Source organism: Desulfitobacterium sp. THU1 (assembly GCF_038181555.1).
In the GTDB taxonomy this organism is placed as follows: Bacteria; Bacillota; Desulfitobacteriia; order Desulfitobacteriales; family Desulfitobacteriaceae; genus Desulfitobacterium.
On record NZ_JBBWUA010000005.1, the window covers coordinates 42,935 to 66,832 of the forward strand.

The following is a 23,898-nucleotide window of genomic DNA, read 5'->3' on the forward strand; positions in this document are numbered from 1 at the left end:
TATATCCCCCTATTATTTCTTATTTCGAACCCAATTTTCGATATGTCTTTGGGTACTGCGTTCAACCGCTAAGGTATGAGCCGGTACATTCTTGGCTATCGTCGATCCTGCTCCGGTTACAGCGCCTTCACCAATTTCCACCGGGGCTACCAGATTAGTATTGCTCCCAATAAAAGCCTTATCCCTAATGATGGTCTTTGACTTATTCACCCCATCATAATTACAGGTAATGGTTCCCGCCCCTATATTCACAGATTCCCCGACCAGAGAATCTCCCACGTAGCTCAGATGGGGTATCTTTGAGCCTACCCCAATCTTACTGTTCTTAATCTCTACGAAATCCCCAACCTTAACTTTATCCGCTAAAATCGTCCCGGGACGAAGATAAGCAAAGGGCCCGATAGTGCAATGGTTGCCGATGATAGCCTGATTCCCAACGGTATGGGACACTTCCGATCCCACGCCGACAGTACAATCCGTTAGGGTGGTATGGGGGCCGATCACTGCATCCTCTTCAATATAGGTCTTCCCTTTAAGAATAGTAAAGGGCTGAAGGACAATATCTCGCTTAAGTACAACTCCGGCTTCGATAAAGGTTGAAGAGGGGTCGATAAGGGTCACCCCTTCCTCCATCCAATAGGTCAGAATGCGTTGGCGAATCACATCTTCCGCCACGGCCAACTGAGCTCGGCTATTGATGCCAAGAGCTTCATGGACATCCTCGGTGCAGTAAGTCTGAACCACATCCCCTTGCGAATGGAAAAGGGCAAAAACATCCGTCAAATAATATTCCCCTTGAACATTCTTGGGGGTAATATTCTTTAACGCTTCCCTAAGCTTAGCAACATTAAAGCAATAGGTTCCCGTATTGATCTCTTTAATTAGTCGTTCCTCGGCAGTAGCATCCTTTTCCTCTACCACCCGCAAAAATACATCTCCCTCTTTGATAATCCGTCCTAATCCAAAAGGATTCGCAAAGGCAGCCGTCAAAATGGTAGCCGCCGCCTGACTTGAGCGATGAACATCCATCAATTTTTGCAGGGTTTCTGGGCGAATTAAAGGTTGGTCACCGCTTAGAACAATAATATGATCAACCTCATGACAGTGAGGAATAACTTGCATAATAGCATGTCCCGTTCCTAACTGTTCCTCCTGAACAACGATCTCTACCTCTCTGTCCAAAGCAGCCTCAACCTGCTCCCGACCATGACCGAGAATCGCCATCGTCCTTGGTATTTGAACAGAACGTACACAATCTATGACATGTTGGAGCATTGGTTTTCCGGCAAGCAAATGCATGACCTTTGGCAATTTAGACTTCATTCGTGTCCCTTTGCCCGCGGCCATGATCACTGCAGCCCAATGTGGCATCCATCTTCGCCTCCACTCATAGTTTACCCTGATGATACATTATAATATATTGAACTCCCCAAAAAACTTTTATTCGTCAAAAAGCTGCAAATTCCTCTTTTTATTTCAATTTGCTTCCTTGCTCTACCCAAAGAAGTCAATGATCTTTGCACATGTGCAAAAGAGACCCTAAGATAGGATCTCTTTCTTCCCATGTCTGATTATCTTTACATTGCTTCTTGATAAGCTTTTAATACTGCATTTTGAATCACTTCACGAGCAGCAGAAGAGATAGGGTGTGCTATATCGCGAAATTCTCCCTCCGGAGTTTTTCTGCTTGGCATAGCAACAAACAGTCCATTCGTCCCTTCCACAACCTTAACATCGTGGACGACAAACGAATTGTCGAAAGTAACAGAAACAACAGCTTTCATTTTACCTTCAACATTCACCTTCCGGACACGTACATCAGTAATGTTCATTATGAATCACCACCCTTCTCATCCCGGTGACCAACGATATTCTTACAAAACATATTCTCTATATGGTAAAAAACTCCTTCTTTTAAGGGAAAAATTCTTATTTTCTATCATTTGGGGCGATATTTAGGCAAAATCCAATCTAAATCTCGAGTCGCCCTTTAATAATGTGTTTTTACACGATATCTCTCAGAACTTCCTCTAAGGAATCTAACCTTAAATAATCTCCTGTGGAATGACGCGAACGACTCCCTTGTAGGGATCGAGCTCCCGTAATTGAAGAAGGGACATGTAATGGTCCACCAGCTTTGGTTCGCTTTCCCGCGGGGTCTCCATGAGGACCCCAATGCCAACTACATCGGCTTCAAATTCCTTCATTAGATTCATCATCCCTAAGGCAGTCCCACCAGCCTTCATGAAGTCATCGATCAGCAATACTTTCCGGCCCGGCTCCAAAGCTCTTCTCCCTAAGGACATTGATTGAATTCTTTTTGAAGAACCGGAGACATAATTGATACTCACCGCCGTTCCTTCGGTGACCTTATTGCCATGTCGAATAATAATCATAGGTAGACCTAAAGCTTCAGCAGCAACCAAGGCCAAGGGAATTCCTTTTGTCTCGATGGTAACTATCACTTCCGGTTTTTTCTCACGGAAGGCTCCCGCAAAGATTAGCCCTAGGGGACGTAGAATCGCGGGATCATAGAGAAGATCGGTCATGTATAAGAACCCCCCCGCTAAGACGCGGTCTGGCGAACTTAGACGATCTGCTAAGCCTACTAGGAATTCGTTGGCTTCCTCTGGGTTGATCTCCGGAATATAGCGTACCCCACCGGCAGCACCGGACACCGTCTCTAAACGTCCTTGGCCCGTATAACGCATACTCTCTTTCACAGCCAGCAGATCCTCACTGATGGTTGATTTTGCGGCACCAAATCGTTCCGCCAACAAGGTTAACGGGATTAGCATATTTGGTTTTGACATGAGCACCTGCATCACAGCAACCATACGCTCAGCACGTTTCATCTTATCCACGAGCCTAACCTCTATTCTTTCTCAGGAGCTTGATCAGCCTCCTGAGCTTTTTCTTGTTCACGAGAAAGTCGCAAGGCTTCAAACATAACATTCTCTGCTGTCACGATATGCGCATTAGCTAGAGCTTGAGCTTCCTCCACATCATGGCGAGCTAGAGCCTCAACAATCCCACGATGCTCATCAATAGCATCTTTTAGACGCCCAGGGACGGAAAGGGAGGTAGCACGAAAGCGCTGAATTTGCTCTCTTAAATTGTCAAGGATCTGCACCAAGCGCTCATTGCGGCTCGCTTTATAGACTAAAGCATGAAAGCCGGTGTCAGAAGTTACGATCTGCTCTAAACTCATTTCCTCCCCTTCATGATAAAGAAGGAACCGCTCCATCTGCTCAATCTCTTCATCGGTAGCCCGCTCAGCCGCAAGCCCTGCCGCCAAGCCCTCTAAAGCTGAGCGAATCTCGAAAACATCCGCTACGTCCTTATGGGAGACACCTGCTACATATGCCCCCTTGCGAGGGATCATGACCACGAAGTTCTCCAATTCCAATTTTCTAATAGCTTCTCTGACCGGAGTACGGCTGACTCCCATCTCATCAGCTAATTGAATTTCCATTAAGCGTTCACCGGGTTCAAGAACTCCATTGATAATGGCCTCCCTTAATGATTCAAACACAATCTCTCGTAAAGGCTTGTAACTATCAAGCTTAACCGGTACAAGTTTTCTACCCATGACAATGTCCCCTTTCCACAGTATGCGTTACCCAAAGCATGTCTTGTTTATCTTGCCACGAACCGGCAACTCTTTGTGCCTGTTCAGAGGATTGAAACATCCCGAATACCGCTGAGCCACTGCCGGACATTAAAGCACCTAGGCACCCTTCTTCCTCCTGTAAAGCTCCTTTAATGCGAGCGATCTCTGGAAGAAGCTTCATGGAGGCCGGCTCCAAATCATTATAAAGCAAGGGTGCCAGGGCTTCCGCTTCCTTCGATGCTAGCGCCTTCTGCCACGCCTCATAGGATAAGTGTGTAAACTTACTTTCCTGATCAAAGGAACGGTAGGCTTGTGCTGTATTCACCCCTTGCCACGGTTTAACGATTAGCAAATGGATTCGAGGTGCTAGTGGTAAATCCTTTAATACATCACCGACACCGGTGGCCCATTGCGTCCCGCCTTGCAGGCAAAAGGGCACATCCGCACCCAAGCCAGCGGCCAGACTCTTAAGCTGTTCCAAGGAATATGGTTCCTGAAACAACTGATTGAGGGCATAGAGAGTTGTAGCGGCGTCTGCGCTACCTCCCCCTAACCCTGCTTGGACAGGGATATTTTTCTCTATTTCTATTTTTATACCGGAAGTTGTGTTCAATCCAGCCAGAAAAACCTGTGCTGCCTGATAAGCGAGGTTTTCGGGTCCACTCCACTCACCACAGGAGCAATCTATACCCCCTTCGGTTAGGGTGATCTGAATCCGGTCAGACAAGCCAATGGATTGCATAACGCTTTCCAATTCATGATAGCCATCAGGACGGTGACCCGTAATGGCTAGGGCAAGATTGATTTTGGCATAAGCGAACAATTCGATCTGTTTCTGACTCATCATGCCTTCCTTTCCGAACGTTCGATAACTATTTTTACTTATTATACCCCAAAAATCCGCTAATCTTCTAGTCTCTTGCCAAATTTTTGTGGATTTAAAGTCTTTAGTCCCCATAAATGCAAAAAAGTATGCTCCACTTCAGCAAGATCGACCTCGATCTGTTCCTGAAAGGGGAGCATACCTATCACCATTAGCAGCCCAACAACTGTATAGCTACTATTTACCTGCTTTATTTATATCGTGCTTTGAAATTCCAATCCTACTTAAAAGCCTCCTATATTAGCCAACTCCAAAAACCCTTCATCATTTAGTTCACTGTGCTTTAGCCGCAGCGTGATTTCCTCTTCTATCAATTCCAAATGCTCATAAAACATGACGAAAATTTCACCGGCTACACAGGTGTCCAAACCATGGCAGAAAGCCTCTCGTTCAGGGAGAACGACAGATATTTTGCGGGGATCCATTCCTGAAGCAATGGCTTCCTCCATAAGCATCCCGGCAATCTCCCCCGGTCGGCGTCCGCGCAAATCTCGATCCTCGCGAATAATTAATCGGTGAAAGCCACGGGCAGCTACCCTAGCCACCTCGCGAATAGAAGCATCCGGTCGATCTCCGGGCACTGTGATACAGCCAACAACGGCCGGTGCCTTGAACTTGCGCAGGGTTTCAGAGATCGCTTTAATCCCAGACGCATTATGTCCATAGTCAATAAAGACTTGAACGCCGTTAAGTACATATGAATTTAACCGTCCACGATTGCATTCTGAATCAGAGGTAAACGCCATGAGAGATGTGCGAATTCCCTCGACCTTAAGGCCCAATGCCCATCCTGCTGCGATAGCCGCCAAGGCATTCTGGATATTATGGTGGGCTCTGCCATTCCAAGTGACCGGCAGATCTTTAATTCCGCAAATACGATGGGATTGATCCCCTTGGCAGAGCAGGATATTCCCTCGACGAACGAAAACGCCAACCCCCCCTAGGGCTAAATGCTTGCGCAGGGTAAGATTATCTTTTTCTGTGCTAAAGAAAATGACCTTCCCTTTTGTTTTTCGGGCAAAGGAAGCCACCCGCGAATCATCAGCATTCAGAACCACATAGCTATGCGGACGGACTACTTCCGCAATAAGACTTTTCACGTGGGCGATATCCTCAAGGCTCTCCATGCCATACTGACCAAGGTGATCATTGGCGACATTCGTAATGACCGCTACATCCGCGTAATCGTAGGCCAGCCCTGCTCTCAGGATCCCTCCCCGAGCAGTTTCTAAGAGGGCCACTTGAACATCAGGATGTCTAAGAACGATCCGTGCACTTTCCGGACCTGCGGTATCCCCCTTGAGGAGTAACTTCCCCCCTACATAAATCCCATCTGTCGTGGTCATCCCTACACTCAAGCTGCGATCCTGAAGCATTTTTCCAATCATGCGGGTGGTTGTGGTTTTACCATTGGTTCCGGTAATAGCAATAATAGGAATTCTGCCATTTCCTGCAGGCATCACATGATCGACGATCATTTCCCCCACAGCGAGGGGTTCGCCAAATGTCGGAAATTGATGCATCCTCAAACCAGGCGCCGCATTCACCTCAATGATTGCACCGTTTTGCTCCCTATAGGACTGTGCTATGTTCTCAAGAACCAGATCGACTCCGGCAATATCTAAACCGACGATGCGTGCCGCGTACTCTGCCAGAGCTTTATTATCGGGATGAACACGATCTGTTACATCTACAGAGATTCCTCCTGTGCTCAAGTTGGCGCTATCCCGTAGATAGACAACCTTGCCTTTAGCAGGTATTGTGTTAAGGGTCAGGTTCTTTTGAGTTAAAGTCATTAACACAACCGGATCAATTTTTATTTTGGTAAGAGCTTTTTCATGGTCCTCTCCCCGTTTCGGGTCAACATTAACCTGCTGAACAAGCTCTTCAATCGTAGAAACTCCGTCCCCTAACACATGGGCAGGGATTCGCTCAGCGGCAGCCACCATTTTGCCATTGACAATGAGCAGCCGATAGTTTTTCCCTTCAATATATTCTTCAATGACCACCCGATCCCCATAGGTTTGGGCTACACGAAAGGCCGTTCGAACTTCAGCCTCCGTCTTGAGCTTCAGCGTTACTCCCTTCCCCTGATTACCATTATAGGGTTTAACGACGACTAGCTGTGCTAAGCTCCTATACCCTTCCACTGCTTCATCCTCTGACTCAGCAATAATACCCTGAGGAACAGGGATTCCCCCTTCATACAGAAGCTTTTTAGTTAAGCCTTTATCACAGGCAATATCGACACCGATACAGCTGGTCTGATGGCTCATGGCCGCTTGAACTCTCTTCTGATTACGACCGTAACCCAGCTGCAATAGACTACTATCATTTAAGCGCATGACTGGGATCCCTCTTCCCTTAGCCGCCTCCATGATTGCTCGGGTGGATGAGCCTAACTCATAGCGCTGGATCACCTGCCTGATTTTTTCAATCCGCGGGGTAACATTGGGCTTTGATCCATTGAGCAGTTCTTGCACAAGCTCATATCCTTGCTTAAATGCTTCCATTGACCCTTCCAAGGAATCATAATTGAAAATAATCTCATATTGCCCCGGATTCTCCGGTAGGCAGAGGGTTTTCCCATAAGGAATATTCTGTCCTGCTTGTGTAAGCAGCTCAATGGTCACATGTTCTATAATATGTCCGACTAAGGTTCCTTCTTCTAACCGTTCCAGAAATCCTCCTGGTTTGCCTCGGGAACAATAATGCTCGTATAACGTGGGTAAGCATTGAACTAAACGGGTATTAAAGTCGCCAAGGGTGTCACTTGTTCGTTCTGTCCATTCCTGGAGATCCACGACGGCCCGGATTACCGGTCGATAGCTATACACGTTCGCACCCGGGATCGCCTGGATTTTCAGTATCTCCATTGTGCTATTTGTCCTCCTTCAACCCATAGGAAAAGTACACCTTTATTATTTTTACCCTTTTCCTGTACAATATTCCTCTTCTCTTATTTTTCCGCTTTAACAATCTCTTTCTCTAGCTCTATCCCTCTTAAGCCTACCCTAAACGGGTGTCATGCTTGAGACACGTCGTTTCATGTCGAAGCTATACCCATCGGCTAAAACATGCATAAGAACCGGGGTGAGCACGAGTGCCTGTCCAGGGGAAACTTCTGATACATTGCTGGCGATAGAGGGTGAGGCATCTACTACAGTCACTGTCTGACTGCCCACGACAGTAAAATGTCCGTCGGCATAGACAAGGATTGAGGTATCTTCATCAATACCAATCCCCAGGACATAAGGATTTTGAGCAATCGCCGTCAGTAAGCGACCGATGCGGCCCCTTTGCGCAAAATGTTGGTCCACAACGACGGAATGGAGAAGCCCTAACCCGGGGGCCATGGTCAGGGTGTCTTTTTTGGCCGTACCGGCTTCACCGCCGACAATCATGGTATCCGACATCACCGAGGCTCCTGCACTCGTCCCGGCAATAATTACCCCGCGTTCGTAAAGACGATGCAGAGTTTTCCCAAGGCGAGTGCCTCCTAAAACCCCCGTAATACGAAGCTGATCCCCTCCGGTAAAGAAAACTCCGGTGGCTTTTTGTAGTTCCTGAGATATGGACTCCCCGTTGGCAGCAAGGCGTTCAGGTATATCGAGGACTTCAACCTTGGCTGCTCCTAAGCCGAGAAGGATATCCTTATATTCCGCGCCTACCTGTTCCGGTAATTCAGTAGCCGCGGTCAAGACGACCAAGTGACTTTCCTTGCCACCGGCCTCATGAATAAACCGCTTCAGAATTTTGCATTCTCCCTTTTTATCTTCGGCGCCACCGATAATTAAGAGTTTACCCTCCACATAATGGCTCATGGAATTCCTCCCTTTTTTACCTCATGGGATTTTCATCTTTAGTTATTCTCCGCCACAAGTGACTAAGATTATTCAAAATTAACCTTTACTCACGCAAGTCATAAACTATTTTAGGAAACGAGAAGGAGGTACATCCATGAATCCTATACCCCAACGAAAAATTATTATTCGTCGCTCCTCACGACAATTGGAGCTCTATGACGGGAATCAACTCTTAGCCAGCTATCCCTGCGCTGTGGGTAAAAATGCCACACCCACCCCCATCGGTAGTTACGCAGTTGCCACGAAGATCATGAACCCCGGGGGTGCCTTTGGCACCCGTTGGCTGGGTCTGTCCCTCCCGGACTACGGGATTCACGGGACCAACAAGCCTTCTAGCATCGGCACACAGGCATCCTTAGGCTGTATTCGTATGCATAATCATCATGTGGAGGCTCTTTATAATCAGGTGGGAGTGGGAACTCCGGTGGTTATTACTGATTAGGGAAGCTTGAGAGCTTGTCTCCATGATTTTGTTTACATCGTTCGCTAAGAAAGCTGCGCAGTACCAAACTAATCGCTCAAGCACTCCGCTCTGTCGAATGCCCAGCTAAATCGCCTCCTGGCTCGTAGCTGGTTGGAAACGTCCTGTTTCCAATTCGACTCCGCTGCATGCTTTTCGCGAAGTTTGGCATCCTGCTCGCTTTGAAGTCGCTCTCTTTTGTAAATCAAAATCCTTGGGTCATGTTTTTCAAGTTTTAACTTGCATGTAAAAGCGCCTGCATTCACCTGCAGGCGCCATTGTAATTAGTATGGGCTTCTAGGATATCCTTTGCGGAGCTGACCCCGGGTTTCAATTCCACCCAGACCGTCCGTTCCTGTGACTGTATGCTGGATGATTTCTTTGAGGGACACCATGCGATCGATGGGTGTGAAGGCGATTCTCTCCACAATGAAGACGGGGTCAAAGGCGTGAATCAAGGTGCGCTTAGGGGAGGAGGCAAAGTTTGCTCCTGCGCTTATGATGGCTTCGTAATTGGATTGGCAGGCCCCGGCAAAGATAACCAGGGCATCACGATTAGGCTGAAAGCGGCGAGCCTCGAGGACGGATTGCACAAAATAGCGTGAACTCCGATAGCTATCAAGGCTCCTAAAATCCTTTTTTCCCTTTAAAAACCCGTCGTGACCTGTGAGTACAACAATATCCGTGGGGTTTTCTTGGAGAACATTCCTAATTTTTTTCGGTTGCTCAGCTTCAGAGATACAGATTCCCTTAGCCTCCAGTCCCAGCTGTTGATATGTCTTAATGCATTGCTTCAGATAGTCCTCATCCCCATCAAGATGGAGAATCCGACCTGGGATTTCGTAGAATTCATCCTGTGCTGTTTCCTGAACAAATTTACGCTGATTAACCACGAATCTCAGTTTGTTATATATATCTTGGTCATCCTCACGCTGGTAATGAGCAACCTCTGCAGGACTCTTTTGAATCAAATCATGAAGAGGGGCATCGGCAATCAGCCGAAGATTAATCCCCTTTAAAATGGCAATCCGCTCACCCTTCATCAACATGATCTGCTCAATGCGGAAAAACAAATCTTGTTTATGGGACTGTCTAGCCACAATGTCGCCAACTTTCAAAATTCGCGACCTCCTTCCTGCCTCTACTCTATATCCTATGACCGAACATAAAAAACGGCATATAAATATAGAGAAAACGTTTTAAATAAGTAGAGCTTCCCTAAGGGGGGATAGCATGTATGATGTAGTCATACCCGCTCATAATGAAGAAAAAAGCATTCTTGCCGTCCTTACCACAGTATTAAGGTTGCCCATCCAACGCATCATTTTGGTCCTGAATGGTTGTACAGATCGAACCCTTGATTTAACTCGTACCATCCCGGATCAACGAATTCATACTATCTATTTTGCTGAACCCCTGGGCATTGATGTACCTCGGGCGATCGGTGCCCTTTATGCCCGCTCTACAGACTCCCCTGGTGTCCTTTTCGTGGATGGGGATATTTCGGGAAATGTTTTTACAGAGCTTCAGGACTTGTTAGTCGCTTTGGATGAAGGCACGGATATAGCCTTAACTAATTGCTATCCCTACATTACAAACCGTGCCAAGCTTGCCAAGCTCGTCCTCCGCTTTCGAGGTAATTTGAATAAGGAGCTTGGGTATTTTCAAACATTAGGCAATGCCACTCCCACCCATGGCCCCCATGCTTTATCAGCTAAAGCCCTCAGCCTGCTTAGCCCTGAAGCTATTGCTATTCCTCCCCTTACCTTAGTGTTTGCAAAGCGTTATGATCTCAATGTCAAGGTGGCTACCTCAATTCGCCATCAGGATCTCAAGTCGCCTCGTAAACACCGCCGTCATGCTCGTCTTATTGCCGAGACAATTATAGGGGATTGCGTCATGGGCTTGACACTTGCCCGAGGCCAAGAGGTCACACGCTCTCTTGAAAAACACAAAATGTTAGGCTATCACCCCGATCGACGGTTTGATTTACTCCAGCTTTGGGCAGAATCTTTAAACGCCTCTCATTCCTATTGTGAAAAGCATCTAATTATTCCCAGAAATGCTGACTGGAGTAACGGTTGATTATTGCTAATCCTGTTACTTTGTGTTCACCATATTACCTGATATAATAGAGGAAAACCCGAAGGCATTGTCTTCGCAAAGTAAGGCCTGTCAAGGAGTTGACAGGCCTTACTCATACATTTAATTTGAAGTGATGGTGAAGCAATTGACCCAACAACGCGTTCTAGTAATTGACTATTTACGAACTCTAGCCCTTGTATTGATGATTCTCTATCATTTAGTTTATGATTTAGATCAGTGGACCACCCTTAATGTGAATGTGAATGCCCCTTTTTGGTTTGTGGTTGGTAAAACTGCTGCTCTTCTGTTTATATTCCTCTCCGGACTGAGCAGTGGTTTTAGCCACAGAGCGGTTAAGAATGGGCTTCGCATACTTTTCTTTGGGATGATTATTACTGTGGTGACCTATATTATATTTCCTGAGCAGTACGTGCGCTTTGGGATTCTGCACTTCTTAGGGGTAATGTTGCTCCTCTATCCACTGTTACGAAGGCTGCCGAATTCAGTCCTCATTTTTGCTACTGTTCTTGCACTTTCTCTAGGCTTTTATTTCTCAGAAGTTGTTGTACATACGCACTTAGCACTTCCCCTAGGCCTCATGTATCCTGGTTTTTCATCAATGGATTACTATCCCTTATTTCCCTATAGTGGAGCAACCTTCTTGGGGATTCTCGCCTATCGTTATTTCTTTGCCACCTCTCGAGAACTAAAAGGGAATATTGAAAACCCAGCATCTAATAAAGAACATCATATGTCTTCTAATACGTACAAAAAAAGAGCGGCAGATCCCATCTTTACCTGGATCAGCCGCCACTCCTTAGCAATCTATTTAATTCATCAACCCGTTCTACTTGCCATTATTCTCGGCATTGGTTTTTTATTATAATCCAATGACTTTTATATCTTAAATTTCCTTAGGACCTGTTCCATCTCCTCAGACATTCTGGCTAGAACCTGACTAGAAGAAGCGATCTCCTCCACCGATGCGGATTGTTCCTCTGTGGATGCGGAAACATTTTGAGTTTGTCCGGCAATCGACTTGCTAATTTGGTCCACTTCATGGACAGAGGAAACAATCTGTTCACTGCCTTGAGAAATCTGTCCAATCTCCTGAGATATTCCTTTAACTTGCTCAGTGACTTCTTGAATAAGCTGGGCGATCTCTTCAAAGGCACTTCCTGCCTGTGTTACCACCTTAGCTCCTGTCTCTACCTCTTGAGTTCCATACTTCATCGCTTCTACAGCTTTATCCGTATCGCTTTGAATCGCCCCAATCAGATCGGCGATCTGTTTGGCTGCCGCTTGGGATTGCTCAGCCAACTTACGGACCTCCTCGGCAACCACCGAAAATCCTCGTCCCTGTTCGCCGGCTCTCGCTGCCTCAATAGCTGCATTGAGGGATAAGAGATTCGTTTGATCAGCAATCGCAGAAATGGTTTCCACGATCTGACCGATCTCTTGGGAACGGACTCCGAGCTGTTCCACTAAGGAAGCGCTATTGTTAACAGACTTTTGAATATGATCCATCTGATTGATGGTTGTATGGATCGATTCCTGACCCTTCTTTGCTGCTTGGGCTGTACCCTCTGCAGAACGAACAACATATTCTGTATTCGTCAAAACTTGTTCCATTCCAGCTGCCATTTCTTCCACAACTGCTGCCACGTCATTAACAGCTTTCATTTGTTTTTCCGTACCCTGGGCAACCTCAGTAATTGCTGCGGCAACCTCATTCGATGCTTGAGCAGATTGTTCTGCTCCAGCAGATAATTGTTGGGATGAAGAAGCCACATGCTCTGATGTCTGGGAAATCTGCTTTACCAGTTGAGTAAGATTTTCCTTCATCAAGTTAAAATCCTCCGCCAGCTGGCCTAATTCATCCTGCGAATCAATTGCCAGCTTTTCGCTATTGAGATTTCCTTGGGCAATCTCTTTCGCTCCGCTAGCCACTCTTATAACTCTCCGAGAAATTCTTTGGCTTATCCAGAAAGCATAACCAATCACACACCCCAGACCAATTACTATAACAATAAGACTAGTAACCAGCCCCTGTTTCATTTGATTTTGATTCATCTGATCATGTTGTGCTACTTCTAACTCAATATCGTCAACCCAGTTCCCTGTTCCTATTATCCAACCATAGGGTTGGAAGAGTTGAGTATATCCCCTCTTCGGCTTCGGCTCTGTTTCATTAGGCTTGGCAAATTCATAATCAGAATAGCCACCGCCATTCTCCACAGCATTCTTGACAAAACTCCTAACATAGGCGACGCCATTAGGATCCACCGCATCTAACCGGCTTTTACCTTCAGTATCTCGTCCCAAGAGGACTACATTGACTCCCTCTATGGTATCAACCCAGAAGTAATTTCCCCCCTCAAAGCGAAGATCGCGAACCAAGTTTGCCGCCATGAGCTTAGCTTCTTCCTCAGTAAGCAAACCTGCTTGTTGATCCTTGTATATTTCTTCAACTAGGCTTATGGCAATTTCAACGTCTGTTTTAATTCCCCGATCATATTCGGCAAAAAGGGTCTCCCGATAGCTCTCTACATTGTCTTTTGCCATATCCATCTGCTGGTAAATATTATAGCCCCCCACAATAACACTCATTACAACTGCCGTAATGATAAATGCCGTAATCAATTGTGCTTTGATACTTCTCATTTTTCCTATTCCTCCCTCTGATTTATCATTTAATACTATATAAGTAATTCATTTTAATCTAATGGTATCTGATGGTCAGACCATTAGGCGCGATTGCCTCCCTTCTCAACATGCAATTCAGAGCTCCTTATTTCTCGCTATTTATTCCTAAAATATCACAAATATGTGTTTTATTCTAAATATTTTAACATTTCGTTATCTTCAATGTCTATAGTCCTAAAGACCTATAGGATTATTTAATTATGGCCGATTCGTGATTGTCCGCTTGATAACGATTGAAAAGATAATGTAAGTAGTGTAATATTTTGGATAGGGAATCTAGTCTAGTAGTTTTTATCTCTACTAGATCGATTCTTTGAGATAATCATAATTTTCTATATTATAATTTGTTAAAAAGATGTTTTTCTAATTGAAAGAATTATCCGAATTGTTATACAATTAGTGTGGCCTGTTTTTATTGTTTGTTTATTCTAATCGGAAGGAGGCAGTACCCTAAAGTAAATTTCCAATGGCTATGGGTGGAAAAAAGATAGAGAAGGGATAGGGATAGTATGGATAACCGTTTTAAGCAATCTTTATTGGACCCTAATACTCTCTCCATTACATGGGAATTGGTACCGGGGAGAGGAGCACGGGAGAAGGCTCAAGAAAACGCCTTGCTCGCAGCAGAGCAGGCAGCTAAGGGTGGTAAGGTACACGCCTTAACTATTACCGATAATCCGGGTGGAAACCCCGCCATACTCGCTGATTATCTGGGACAAGAGATTCTCAAGCTGGGGATTGAACCTCTGGTCCACTTTACCTGCAAGGATAAGAACCGCAATCAAATGGAAAGCCAGCTCTATGCTCTGGATCGGGCTGGAGTCCGCAATATTTTGGTGATGACCGGGGATTATACTGTCTCAGGATTCCAAGGCCGTCCCAAACCGGTCTTTGACCTCGATCCCACGCACACCCTAGAACTCATTACCCAGATGAATGAAGGTTTAGGTATACCGGGGCCTAAAGGGATGTCATATCATCAGCCCAGTGATTTTTTTGCTGGTGCTGCAGTCTCTCCTTTTAAGGCAGCCGAAGCGGAGCTTATGGTCCAGTATTATAAATTGAAAAAGAAAGTAGCCAGCGGTGCGCAGTTTATCGTCACTCAGCTTGGCTATGATGTCCGAAAAATCCACGAAGTATTGCAGTTTATGAAGCTCAATGATTTGAATGTTCCCTTAGTCGGCAACATTTATGTTCTTCCCTACGGAGCCGCTAAAATCATGAACCAGAATCAGCTACCGGGCTGCGTGGTGACGGACAAACTCTTAGCTGAAATAGATAAGGAACGTGTTGCTGAGGATAAAGGCTTAAGTGCTCGCTTACTAAGAGCGGCCAAGATGTATGCCCTCATGAAAGGTATGGGCTTTAGCGGCGTGCATATCGGTGGACATAATCTCAAATACGAGCAAGTGGAGTATATCATCTCCAAGGGCGAGGAACTTAGCAAAGAATGGATGTCTCTCGTTCCCGAGTTTGATTACCCTATGCCTAATGGTTTCTACTATTATGAAAAGGACCCAGAAACCGGTCTCAACACCGATAGACCCGTCAATCGAAAGAGCTTACCTCTAGATGCCCCTGTCGGCGTGGCCTATAGCGGTATGCGCTTGATGCACAGTATGCTCTTCACCCCTAACAAAAACCTTTTCCCGGTCATGCGGAAGTTCTATAAAGCCCGGAACGATAACCGCAAGCATAGCTTAGAGCACCTTGCCAAAGTCATTACAAATGACTGTAAGGACTGTGGAGATTGTGCTATGTTCGAATTAGCCTATCTCTGTCCCATGTCCCAATGTCCCAAAAATCAGCGCAATGGCGCCTGTGGAGGTAGTTATCAAGGTTGGTGTGAAGTTTATCCCAACCAGAAACAGTGTGTTTATGTAAGAGCCTATGCCCGACTTAAAAAATATGGTGAAGAAGGAGACCTAGATTCTCATCACATTCCTCCCGCTAATTGGGATCTCTATCAGACCTCCTCATGGTCTAACTTCTTCTTAGGTAAAGACCATTCCGGAAAGATCTTGGGCATCCCTACTCCGGAAGAAGAACAGAAATAATTCTAATAATAGAGAAAGCGCCTGCGTTGCACTTTGTTATGCTTACGTAGGCGCTTTTCTATTATTGAACTAACCCTTATATCTTAAACTTACGTATGGCCTGATTCATTTCCTCGGTCATACGAGCTAAGACTTGACTGGAAGAAGCAATCTCTTCCACTGAAGCAGATTGTTCCTCAGTAGAAGCGGATACATTTTGCGTCTGACCAGCGATGGCTTGACTTATTTGGTCGACTTGGTGAATAGCAGAGCCAATACGTTCACTACCTGCAGCCACTTGTTCAATCTCTTGGGACATTCCCTTAACCTGTTCCGTAACTTCTTCAATGAGTTGAGCTATCTCATTGAATGTTTTCCCCGCCTCGTCTGTTACCTTAGCTCCGGACTCTACCCCCTGTTGCGCAAACCTCATGGCCTCGACAACATTGTTGGTATCGACCTGAACTTGCCCTATCAACTCGGCAATCTGTTTAGCTGCCACTTGAGATTGCTCGGCCAGTTTCCGCACTTCCTCGGCTACCACCGCAAAACCACGGCCTTGCTCTCCAGCTCTCGCAGCTTCAATAGCGGCATTAAGTGATAAAAGATTGGTTTGGGAGGCGATTCCAGAAATGACTTCCACAATTCTCCCAATCTCTAGGGAACGAACCCCTAATTGCTCCACTAAGGAGGTGGTATGGTTCATTCCAGTTTGAATTGTTCTCATGGCCTCTATGGTCGTGTTGATGGATTGATGACCTTGAATGGCAGCTTGCGCTGTCCCTTCAGCTGAGCCAACAACATGTTTGGTATTGTTCAACATATTTTCCATTGAAGCACTCATTTCTTCTACTATAGCAGCCACATCATTGACGGCATCCATTTGCTTTTCCGTACCCTTAGCAACCTCCATAATGGACGCTGCAACCTCATTGGCGGCCTGTGCCGATTGCTCTGCCCCTGCGGATAATTGTTGCGTGGATGAAGCTACATGCTCCGAAGACATAGAGACTTGTTTTACCAATTCGATCAGATTATCTCTCATCAAGTTAAAATCTTGAGCCAAGCGTCCTAGCTCGTCCTCACTATCGACAACTATCCTTTCAATAGTGAGATTGCCATGAGCAATCTCATTAGCTCCTTGAGCCACCAGGTTCACCTGCTTAGCCATTTTTTGACTACTTCGGTAAGCAAAAATTGCGACAGCTAGAAGACCTATGAGCATAGCAATCGCTATGCGAGAAATATTACTCCTCATTTGATCTTGATAGAACTGCTCGTGAGCAACTACTTTTTCCTCAATATCGTTGATCCAGTTCCCCGTCCCAACGACCCAACCATATGGTTTAAAGAGTTGGGTATAGCCTCTTTTCGGTAGAGGCTCAGTTTCACCAGGTCTAGGAAACAAATAATCCGTAAACCCACCGCCCTGTTCCACAGCGGTTTTAATTAAACCATCACGAATAAAGAAAAAACCGTTAGAATCTACCGAATCGTTCCGGCTCTTGCCCTCTGTGTCCTGTCCGAGATAAACCACGTTAACACCTGTAGTGGTGTCGATCCAGTAATAATTTCCATCATCAAAGCGTAGGCCTCGTATCAGATCTGCAGCTTTCTTTCGAGCTTCATCCTCCGAAAGTAAACCAGCTACTTGCTCTTGATAAACTTCTTCAATTAAACTAATGGCAATTTCCACATCTGTTTTAATTCCCCTGTCGTACTCCTCATAGAGAGTTTCCCGATAAGCTTGGGTATTGCTTTCTGCAACCTGGAATTGACTATAAATCGTATAACCACCTACCACAATGCCCATCAACGCCGAAGTAAAGATAAAAGCCATAATCAATCTTGTCTTGATGCTTTTCACTTACTGTCCTCCCGCTAATCATTAGAATAAATATCAACTCGTATTTTATTCTTTTTTATATTGTATATTATAATGCTATATTTATCAATGATTGCAATTTCTCGTATTTGTCGAAAGCGTTGAATGGATTGGCCGAGGATAGGGTATGATCGATCAATAGCAAGATGTATAAAAAAGAGAAACAGCAAAATATAAATTATTTTGCTGTTTCTCTTTTTTATCATCTAATAGATTTTAAAACGACTTCCGTCACGGCCTGGAATTCCTCGATGCTCAGAGTCTCAGCTCTCCGTTGCTGATCAATGCCAGCCTCGGACAAAATCTCACTCACTACTTTTTTATCCAGACTAAGCCCGCCGGCTAGGGAATTCCCTAAAGTCTTGCGCCGCTGGCTAAAGGAGGCCTTGACCACTCGGAAGAGATCCTTTTCCGACACGTGTAGACCTGGATAAGGACGAAGCTCAAAGCGCACGACTGCCGAAGTGACCTTCGGGGCTGGCCAGAACGCCCTCGGCGGAACCTCAAAAAGCTTCTCCCCTTGGGCAGAGATTTGCGCCGCCACGGAAAGGATACCATATTCCTTGCCCCCGGGCTTCGCGATCAAGCGATCAGCCACTTCCTTTTGTACCATGACCACCATACTTTGTAGAGAGTCCTTTTGCTCAAAAAAATGCATAAGCAGTGGGCTCGTAATGTAATAGGGGATGTTACCGACGAGAACTCCTTTCTGCTCACCCCAAATTTCCGCCAAATCCAGCTTTAAGGCATCCATATTCAAGATATCCACAGGTAAGCCTTGCAACTCTCGCTGGAGAAGGGTCACCTTTTCTCGATCCAGTTCCACCGCCCATAGCTTTTCCGCCTTTGTCGCTAAGACGCGGGTCAGTACACCTAACCCAGGTCCAATCTCCACGATCGGTAGCTCAGGATCCCGAAGACTGGCTGTGGCAATCTCCTCGATAATCCGGTCGTCAATCAGAAAGTTTTGACCTAAGGATTTGCGGGCCTTTGCTCCGCCCTTCTGCAAACGCCGAGTATAATTAGCTGCGTTCTCCATGCCCTGCCTCCCTTACTGCCTCAACAAACTCCTCACGGGTAATGCTAAAAAGGTTTAACCTCCGCAGAAACTGCTTGCCATTTGCATCCCCTATCCCCAATATCTTGCCCACTGCCAAGCGCCGCTGATTGGAGTCCTTCGACCCTACTAAGCCAGCCTCCCACAGATCCTTCGCTTCAAAGATGTTCTGGTCCATATGCTTATCCCTCTGGCTGCTCTTCTCCTGTCCAGTCTCGAGAGAACCACTTCTTATCTTCTCAAAAGCCTGTCGTATATCCTCAGGCCGGGCATTTTCAACCCCGATATCATCATCATTCTTCGAACGCGCATCCTTTTTAGCAAGGTACACATGTTTAGCACTCGGGACTCGCTGACAAATGCGGGCGCGGATTTGCTCCCCTACTGAATCGGGGTCCGTAAAAACAATGACTCCACTCCGTAGCGCCGCCTCAGCAATAAAATCCAATTTTTCCTGGGTTAATCCATACCCATCTGTCCACAGGATATCCACAGCCCCTAAAGCTCTTCGCACAGCATGTGCATCATTTTTTCCTTCGACCACTATCAATTCCTCTATCATATTGAACGCAATCCCTCTCTAAGACTAAGAATCAAATTTCCGTATTATCCACAGCTTTTCTATATTACCCTAACTAAGGAAATTTAACAAATTATAATGTTTGAGTCTAACTTTAAATCAATCTTTATACTTCAATCTTCGCCCCTTCTCAAAACACGTCGATACTATCCCTATTTCTCCATAGATATTTCATTCCCTGCTATGACAAGCTCAAAGGTGGATTTCCTCACAACAAAGATGGGGAACAGGCTTTAACTCCTGTTCCCCATACGAATTTGCTTTTACTTCTTATTTTTATTGGTTCCGTAGGTCTTAATTAGGCTATCCCAGATAGCGGGATCTTCCATACCCAATCTCCAGATTGCAACGCCATGGAGCTTATGCTCTCTAGCATATTCCATCTTCGGTTGTAGGCTCTGTTTGTTCTCGAAGTATACCTCATGACGTACACCATTAGCTGTGTAAGTATACCAAGGAACCTTATGCTCCTCGTCATACCCTACTTGTACTCCATGCTTCTTCGCACGTGCCATGCTTTGTCCAAAGGATAAGTAATCAGGCATGGTTGGTTTGTTGGAACCCCAGTCAAAGGAGTAGACAGGGAGCCCTAAGACAATCTTCTCTCTAGGAATCTTCGTTACTGCATAGGAAATAACCTTATTTACCCAGGCATGAGAAGAAATCGGTCCATGGGTCGTTCCCAGTCCATGCTCATCATAGGTCATCAAGACGATTTGGTCAGCGTTTTTACCGATTGATGCATAATCATATGCTCCGGACCACAGGTCGGATGGATAATCGATAAACTTAGCAGGAATAGATACGTTGAGTACCTTGTCTTTCGCCTTTAAGGCACCGTGGAGTTCACCTAAAAAGGCAGTGAAGTTTTGACGGTCGGCAGGTGGTGTTTTTTCGATATCGATAGCTACACCATCCCATTTTTCATTGAGGGTCAGCTGAAGAATGTTGTTAACGAACTTGGAACGCTTCTGTGGATTGGCTAACACACTGTGGACCAAATTGGCATCAAAAAGGCCACCGCGCATGTTATGGATCAAAGCATAGGCTTTGGCTCCATTTTTCTGAGCTGCTTCCTTGATACTTAGATCTTTTTTCCCCGTAGTCATGATTTTTCCGTTCGCATCAAAAGAATACCAGAAGAAGGAAACCTCATCAAGTAATTTGATGTTCTTCATCATGGCTTCCTTTGAACCGGGGATTTCGCCTTCAGGATCCGTATAGAATCCCATGACAACGCGTTTCTCTTCCCCAAGAACATCCTGACGGGTCTCTGCCTCAGCTTTTGGTGGCTCGCCACTCTCCGTGGCGATCTGATTAGGGGCTTGAGTGTTTTGCTGTTGGGCTGTATTACACCCCACTAAGCTAAGGCTCATAACCAAAACAGCAATTAAATTAAAAGTCAGAAACCGCTTCATTCAGAAATCAACTCCTTCATCTTGATTCGGTCACCTGACTTTATTGTCCCCTCTTCAATTCACCTTATGTATAAGGATGGCAAGAATACGAATCCACTATTTTACATTAGCAAAACTCAAGCTTTTAAAACATCTTAAAATCTAGCCTTCTTTCCCTAGCATTCCAATTTAAATCTTCATTTATTATTAAGTCATTGTAATTTTACGCCTATTCTATACTGTGTTTCCATTTTTTCACTTAGGGCAAACCAAAATAATTGGCCACACCTTTGGCAACGGCTTGTGCCAGCTGATCCTGATACCAGGGCTGCTGAAGCTTAGCAAACTCTTTCGGATTGCTGATATAGCCTAATTCCACAATCACCGCCGGCATCGGAGAATTCTTAATCAGATAAAAATCTCCCGGCTTGGCAATGCGGCGATTCATTCCTGGGACTTTAATAAGCTCTTGCTGAATGGTCTCGGCCAGCAGCTTTCCCGGTTCGGATTGGAAATGATAAAAGGTCTCAGCGCCTGTATTTCTTCCCGAGGGCGTGGCATTCAAGTGTAAACTAATCAATGCATCTGCCTCAGCCTGCGTAGCAAGAGAGATTCGATGATTAAGATCAGCTCGCTTTTTTGATTGTCTGCCACGTACCCCTTCGGGTACATAATCGATATCCTCTTCCCGAGTCAGGGATATCTCGATTCCCGCGGGGCCGAGCAACTCTTTAATCCGTTTCGCCATCTCCAAGTTTATTTCTTTTTCATAGATCCCTTGCTTGGTAATGGCGCCCGGGTCATAGCCTCCATGTCCGGCATCCAACACAACCTTATACTTAATTTCCTGTGGACCAAGTACCGCCGCTGAGCCTTGATAAAATACTGATACGACTAAGCCTAGCATAAGAGTTAACACAATAATGACCGCCATACCCTGGGTTCGTCTGCCAGGAATCACAACGGGTTTACGCAATCCGCTCACCCCTCGCATTTCATTAATCAGCAACGCTTTTTATATTCTCAATGCTTTCTGCATTCTCTATCAAGATATGATGGAAGAAGCAAAAAAATGAGGCCCTCCATGATTTGGAGAACCTCATTTTCATTTGTTTCCATAGTCTTCTTATCGATATACCATGAAAGGAGTGTAGGTCACTTTCATTTAATCAAATGGCATAAATAAAACTAATCTTATTTTACATAAACCACAACGGAGCGAACACCCCAAGACCAAGCTGCTGCTTCCGTATTCATATATAAATCAACCCGGTTCCCTTTAATCGCACCACCGGTGTCCAGTGCAGTTGCCTCACCATATCCTTCAACATAAACCTTTGTGCCTAAGGGGATCACTCGCGGGTCAACAGCGATCGTCCCATAGCGAACATTATGACCTGTAGCCGTTACGCCGCCTCCAGAATAAGCGGTCGCCCTCATTAAGTAAGCCCTTTTAAATTCAATGGTTTGCCCACCACGAGAAACTTTAGTCTGAGATCCACGGGAAACCACTTGAGTGACAGGGGCACGCAATACCTCCTGCCTCAATACTTGCCGTGAAACTTCTTTACCATCCTCGAGGGTAATCTTAACGACCTGTTCATGCTCGCCGCTTGTCCCTCTTGTCACAATGCGGTCGGGCAATCCTACCGGGAAATCCCCCGCTTGAGCAACAGTCTGGTAGGGGACCTCGCTCTTAATCGTTTCCACTTTTTCCTCTACCCGAACCACTCGGATCTCATCCTCAGCCTCTAGCATATGATTCATAGGTAGGGATACCTTATCTTTTTCACTTAATACGATCTCAAGCTTTTCTAAGGCCTCTTCAACTGTGCGAGGCGCTAAATATGTGTTGATTTCTTGAGCATCGACCTGGACCTTAATCGGTACTGCCCGACGAACTTCTAGCTTGGCATCGGCTGCCATAATAGATTCACGATCGATATTAACCTCATCCGTTACTTTGAGATTCAACCCTAAACGATTCGACAAATCCTCTAACGCTTCACCCACCGTGGGTGCAGTAGTTCTTCCTGAATACAGCTGTCCGTCAACCGTCAATTCGACCGGTACACTTCGTGTAACCTTAACCTCGAGTCCTTTGCTGACTAATGTGCCGCGGTTTGGTTCTACAATATCCTCTGGATAGATACCGAGCTTTGAACGCTCAAGAGCTACACCAACTGATGAATGGAGGGTTGTGAGGCTTTGTTTTCCTCCATCGATTTCAACGGTAAATGTCTTGGCCTTCAATAAAAATACTGATGCTACGATGAAAACTACAGTCAGTAATGTAACGGAGATTTGGGCTTTGCGGGAGCTACGAACTAAGGAAAAGACCGAAGTTCGTGTCTTCTCTAACATCTCATCCCTCCATAATTTAACTCTGACCTACATTGGGATTTTAACCTAAACTTGGCTGTATGTCAATAAAATATGGGTTTATCTTACATAGTTGTCACGTAATGTCATTCCTTTGCCAAGATGTGGATAGTTACTGGTCTTCTACCCCATTCGATGCAGCGTTGAAAGCTGGGGAAAAAAACATCGATAATATTGCCCTTAATGGCCCCCCCCGTGTCAGCTGCAATTGCATACCCATATCCTTCCACATAGACTTCGGTCCCCAAGGCAATTACCCGGGGATCTACCGCAATTAGACCCTCCCTGGGCCAAACACCCGTTGCTGTCGGGTTGCCTGTATAGGTATAGGCGGTAGCTTCTACTTTAAAGGTGCTGACAATATTAAACTGGCTTAGGTCGACCGGTAGAGGTTCAACAGGTCTTGTGTTTTGAATGACAACTCTCTTCTTCGGGGCATTAAGAGTAAACTGATGAATGATATGCTCATCAGTCAGCTCCCCCCCCACAGTTGTGGTGCGTATAACGTGACGTTCAGTACCTACCTGACCTTCCTCACTCACCTGGGAGCTTCCCGGTAGCACTTTGTCTGACTCGATATATTCTGTACCCACGGGGATTTCCACATCCTCAATCCGATAGGTCATAGCGACCTGCCCGCTAATACCCGGTAAGGCAGGCTCAACATTAATACTATCAACGCTAGAGCCCTCAATCCCCGTCGTCCCCTCTTCCCTGGGGATTGCAGTCCCTTCTGTCGTTAATGCTGTATCACCGATCTCTAGTACCGGAAGCCTCCACTCAATTTTCTCAGGAAAAGCATCAGGCGGTACCGTCATCAAAGTACTCCCGGCAATAACCAAGGTTCCACCCATAGTCAAACTACGATTCTTTGCGGAACGCCAATAATCGGTATAGGTAGCTATAGGTAATGAATACATACTATTCCCCCCTGCTAAAGGGTATGTT

General features: G+C 45.7%; 20 protein-coding genes. 4 read left to right on the forward strand and 16 right to left on the reverse strand.

The features are described 5' to 3' along the window. Positions 1 to 12: 12 nt before the first annotated feature. The 7 genes from glmU to AAC978_RS06595 form a co-directional block, all read right to left on the reverse strand. The gene (gene glmU, locus AAC978_RS06565) at positions 13 to 1,371 is read right to left on the reverse strand and encodes a bifunctional UDP-N-acetylglucosamine diphosphorylase/glucosamine-1-phosphate N-acetyltransferase GlmU (RefSeq protein ID WP_341547248.1); all 1,359 of its coding nucleotides are present in this window, start codon (positions 1,369 to 1,371) and stop codon (positions 13 to 15) included. 206 nt (positions 1,372 to 1,577) lie between these two features. Then, positions 1,578 to 1,832: a septation regulator SpoVG gene (gene spoVG, locus AAC978_RS06570; RefSeq protein WP_005814955.1), complete on the reverse strand. Its 255-nt coding sequence runs from the start codon at positions 1,830 to 1,832 to the stop codon at positions 1,578 to 1,580. A gap of 213 nt (positions 1,833 to 2,045) precedes the next feature. Next, entirely contained in the window at positions 2,046 to 2,864 is an 819-nt protein-coding gene (purR, locus tag AAC978_RS06575; protein WP_341547249.1) for a pur operon repressor, read from the reverse strand. 11 nt (positions 2,865 to 2,875) lie between these two features. Next, positions 2,876 to 3,592 (reverse strand): GntR family transcriptional regulator, encoded by a 717-nt coding sequence (locus AAC978_RS06580; RefSeq protein WP_341547250.1) that lies wholly within the window; start codon positions 3,590 to 3,592, stop codon positions 2,876 to 2,878. Further along, a complete protein-coding gene (ispE, locus tag AAC978_RS06585; RefSeq protein WP_341547251.1) occupies positions 3,585 to 4,457 on the reverse strand; it encodes a 4-(cytidine 5'-diphospho)-2-C-methyl-D-erythritol kinase in 873 nt (290 codons plus the stop codon). The genes AAC978_RS06580 and ispE overlap by 8 nt, the downstream gene beginning before the upstream one ends. A gap of 263 nt (positions 4,458 to 4,720) precedes the next feature. After that, positions 4,721 to 7,372: a cyanophycin synthetase gene (cphA, locus tag AAC978_RS06590; protein ID WP_341547252.1), complete on the reverse strand. Its 2,652-nt coding sequence runs from the start codon at positions 7,370 to 7,372 to the stop codon at positions 4,721 to 4,723. A gap of 138 nt (positions 7,373 to 7,510) precedes the next feature. Then, positions 7,511 to 8,320: a cyanophycinase gene (locus AAC978_RS06595; RefSeq protein ID WP_341547253.1), complete on the reverse strand. Its 810-nt coding sequence runs from the start codon at positions 8,318 to 8,320 to the stop codon at positions 7,511 to 7,513. 136 nt (positions 8,321 to 8,456) lie between these two features. On the opposite strand from AAC978_RS06595, the gene AAC978_RS06600 reads away from it, so the two are divergent. Beyond that, complete coding sequence (locus AAC978_RS06600; protein ID WP_341547254.1) at positions 8,457 to 8,804, forward strand: L,D-transpeptidase; 348 nt, start codon at positions 8,457 to 8,459, stop codon at positions 8,802 to 8,804. 302 nt (positions 8,805 to 9,106) lie between these two features. On the opposite strand, the gene yabG is transcribed toward AAC978_RS06600, so the two are convergent. Beyond that, on the reverse strand, positions 9,107 to 9,943 hold the full coding sequence (gene yabG, locus AAC978_RS06605; RefSeq protein WP_341547344.1) for a sporulation peptidase YabG: 837 nt from the start codon (positions 9,941 to 9,943) through the stop codon (positions 9,107 to 9,109). A 112-nt stretch (positions 9,944 to 10,055) separates the two neighbouring features. Between yabG and AAC978_RS06610 the strand changes: the two genes are divergently transcribed. After that, the gene (locus AAC978_RS06610) at positions 10,056 to 10,907 is read left to right on the forward strand and encodes a glycosyltransferase (RefSeq protein ID WP_341547255.1); all 852 of its coding nucleotides are present in this window, start codon (positions 10,056 to 10,058) and stop codon (positions 10,905 to 10,907) included. 133 nt (positions 10,908 to 11,040) lie between these two features. After that, the gene (locus tag AAC978_RS06615; RefSeq protein ID WP_341547345.1) at positions 11,041 to 11,793 is read left to right on the forward strand and encodes a heparan-alpha-glucosaminide N-acetyltransferase; all 753 of its coding nucleotides are present in this window, start codon (positions 11,041 to 11,043) and stop codon (positions 11,791 to 11,793) included. 11 nt (positions 11,794 to 11,804) lie between these two features. Here AAC978_RS06615 and AAC978_RS06620 read toward each other — a convergent pair whose 3' ends face one another. Next, positions 11,805 to 13,571: a methyl-accepting chemotaxis protein gene (locus tag AAC978_RS06620; protein WP_341547256.1), complete on the reverse strand. Its 1,767-nt coding sequence runs from the start codon at positions 13,569 to 13,571 to the stop codon at positions 11,805 to 11,807. Between the two features lie 551 nt (positions 13,572 to 14,122). Between AAC978_RS06620 and AAC978_RS06625 the strand changes: the two genes are divergently transcribed. Continuing rightward, positions 14,123 to 15,670, forward strand: a complete 1,548-nt coding sequence (locus AAC978_RS06625; RefSeq protein ID WP_341547257.1) for a methylenetetrahydrofolate reductase C-terminal domain-containing protein — start codon at positions 14,123 to 14,125, stop codon at positions 15,668 to 15,670. Positions 15,671 to 15,746: 76 nt separating this feature from the next. On the opposite strand, the gene AAC978_RS06630 is transcribed toward AAC978_RS06625, so the two are convergent. The 7 genes from AAC978_RS06630 to AAC978_RS06660 form a co-directional block, all read right to left on the reverse strand. After that, positions 15,747 to 17,516 (reverse strand): methyl-accepting chemotaxis protein, encoded by a 1,770-nt coding sequence (locus AAC978_RS06630; protein ID WP_341547258.1) that lies wholly within the window; start codon positions 17,514 to 17,516, stop codon positions 15,747 to 15,749. Positions 17,517 to 17,736: 220 nt separating this feature from the next. Then, positions 17,737 to 18,573: a 16S rRNA (adenine(1518)-N(6)/adenine(1519)-N(6))-dimethyltransferase RsmA gene (rsmA, locus tag AAC978_RS06635; protein WP_341547259.1), complete on the reverse strand. Its 837-nt coding sequence runs from the start codon at positions 18,571 to 18,573 to the stop codon at positions 17,737 to 17,739. Then, positions 18,557 to 19,153 carry a ribonuclease M5 gene (rnmV, locus tag AAC978_RS06640; RefSeq protein ID WP_341547260.1) on the reverse strand — a complete coding sequence of 199 codons (597 nt, stop codon included), beginning with the start codon at positions 19,151 to 19,153 and terminating at the stop codon, positions 18,557 to 18,559. Before rnmV ends, rsmA begins: the two co-directional genes overlap by 17 nt. Positions 19,154 to 19,434: 281 nt before the next feature. Continuing rightward, positions 19,435 to 20,589, reverse strand: coding sequence for a glycosyl hydrolase family 18 protein (locus AAC978_RS06645; protein ID WP_341547261.1), 1,155 nt, complete (start codon positions 20,587 to 20,589; stop codon positions 19,435 to 19,437). A gap of 238 nt (positions 20,590 to 20,827) precedes the next feature. Next, the gene (locus AAC978_RS06650; RefSeq protein ID WP_341547346.1) at positions 20,828 to 21,544 is read right to left on the reverse strand and encodes an N-acetylmuramoyl-L-alanine amidase family protein; all 717 of its coding nucleotides are present in this window, start codon (positions 21,542 to 21,544) and stop codon (positions 20,828 to 20,830) included. Between the two features lie 218 nt (positions 21,545 to 21,762). Further along, positions 21,763 to 22,932 (reverse strand): 3D domain-containing protein, encoded by a 1,170-nt coding sequence (locus AAC978_RS06655; RefSeq protein ID WP_341547262.1) that lies wholly within the window; start codon positions 22,930 to 22,932, stop codon positions 21,763 to 21,765. A gap of 104 nt (positions 22,933 to 23,036) precedes the next feature. Beyond that, positions 23,037 to 23,870, reverse strand: a complete 834-nt coding sequence (locus tag AAC978_RS06660; RefSeq protein WP_341547263.1) for a G5 and 3D domain-containing protein — start codon at positions 23,868 to 23,870, stop codon at positions 23,037 to 23,039. Positions 23,871 to 23,898 lie beyond the last annotated feature (28 nt).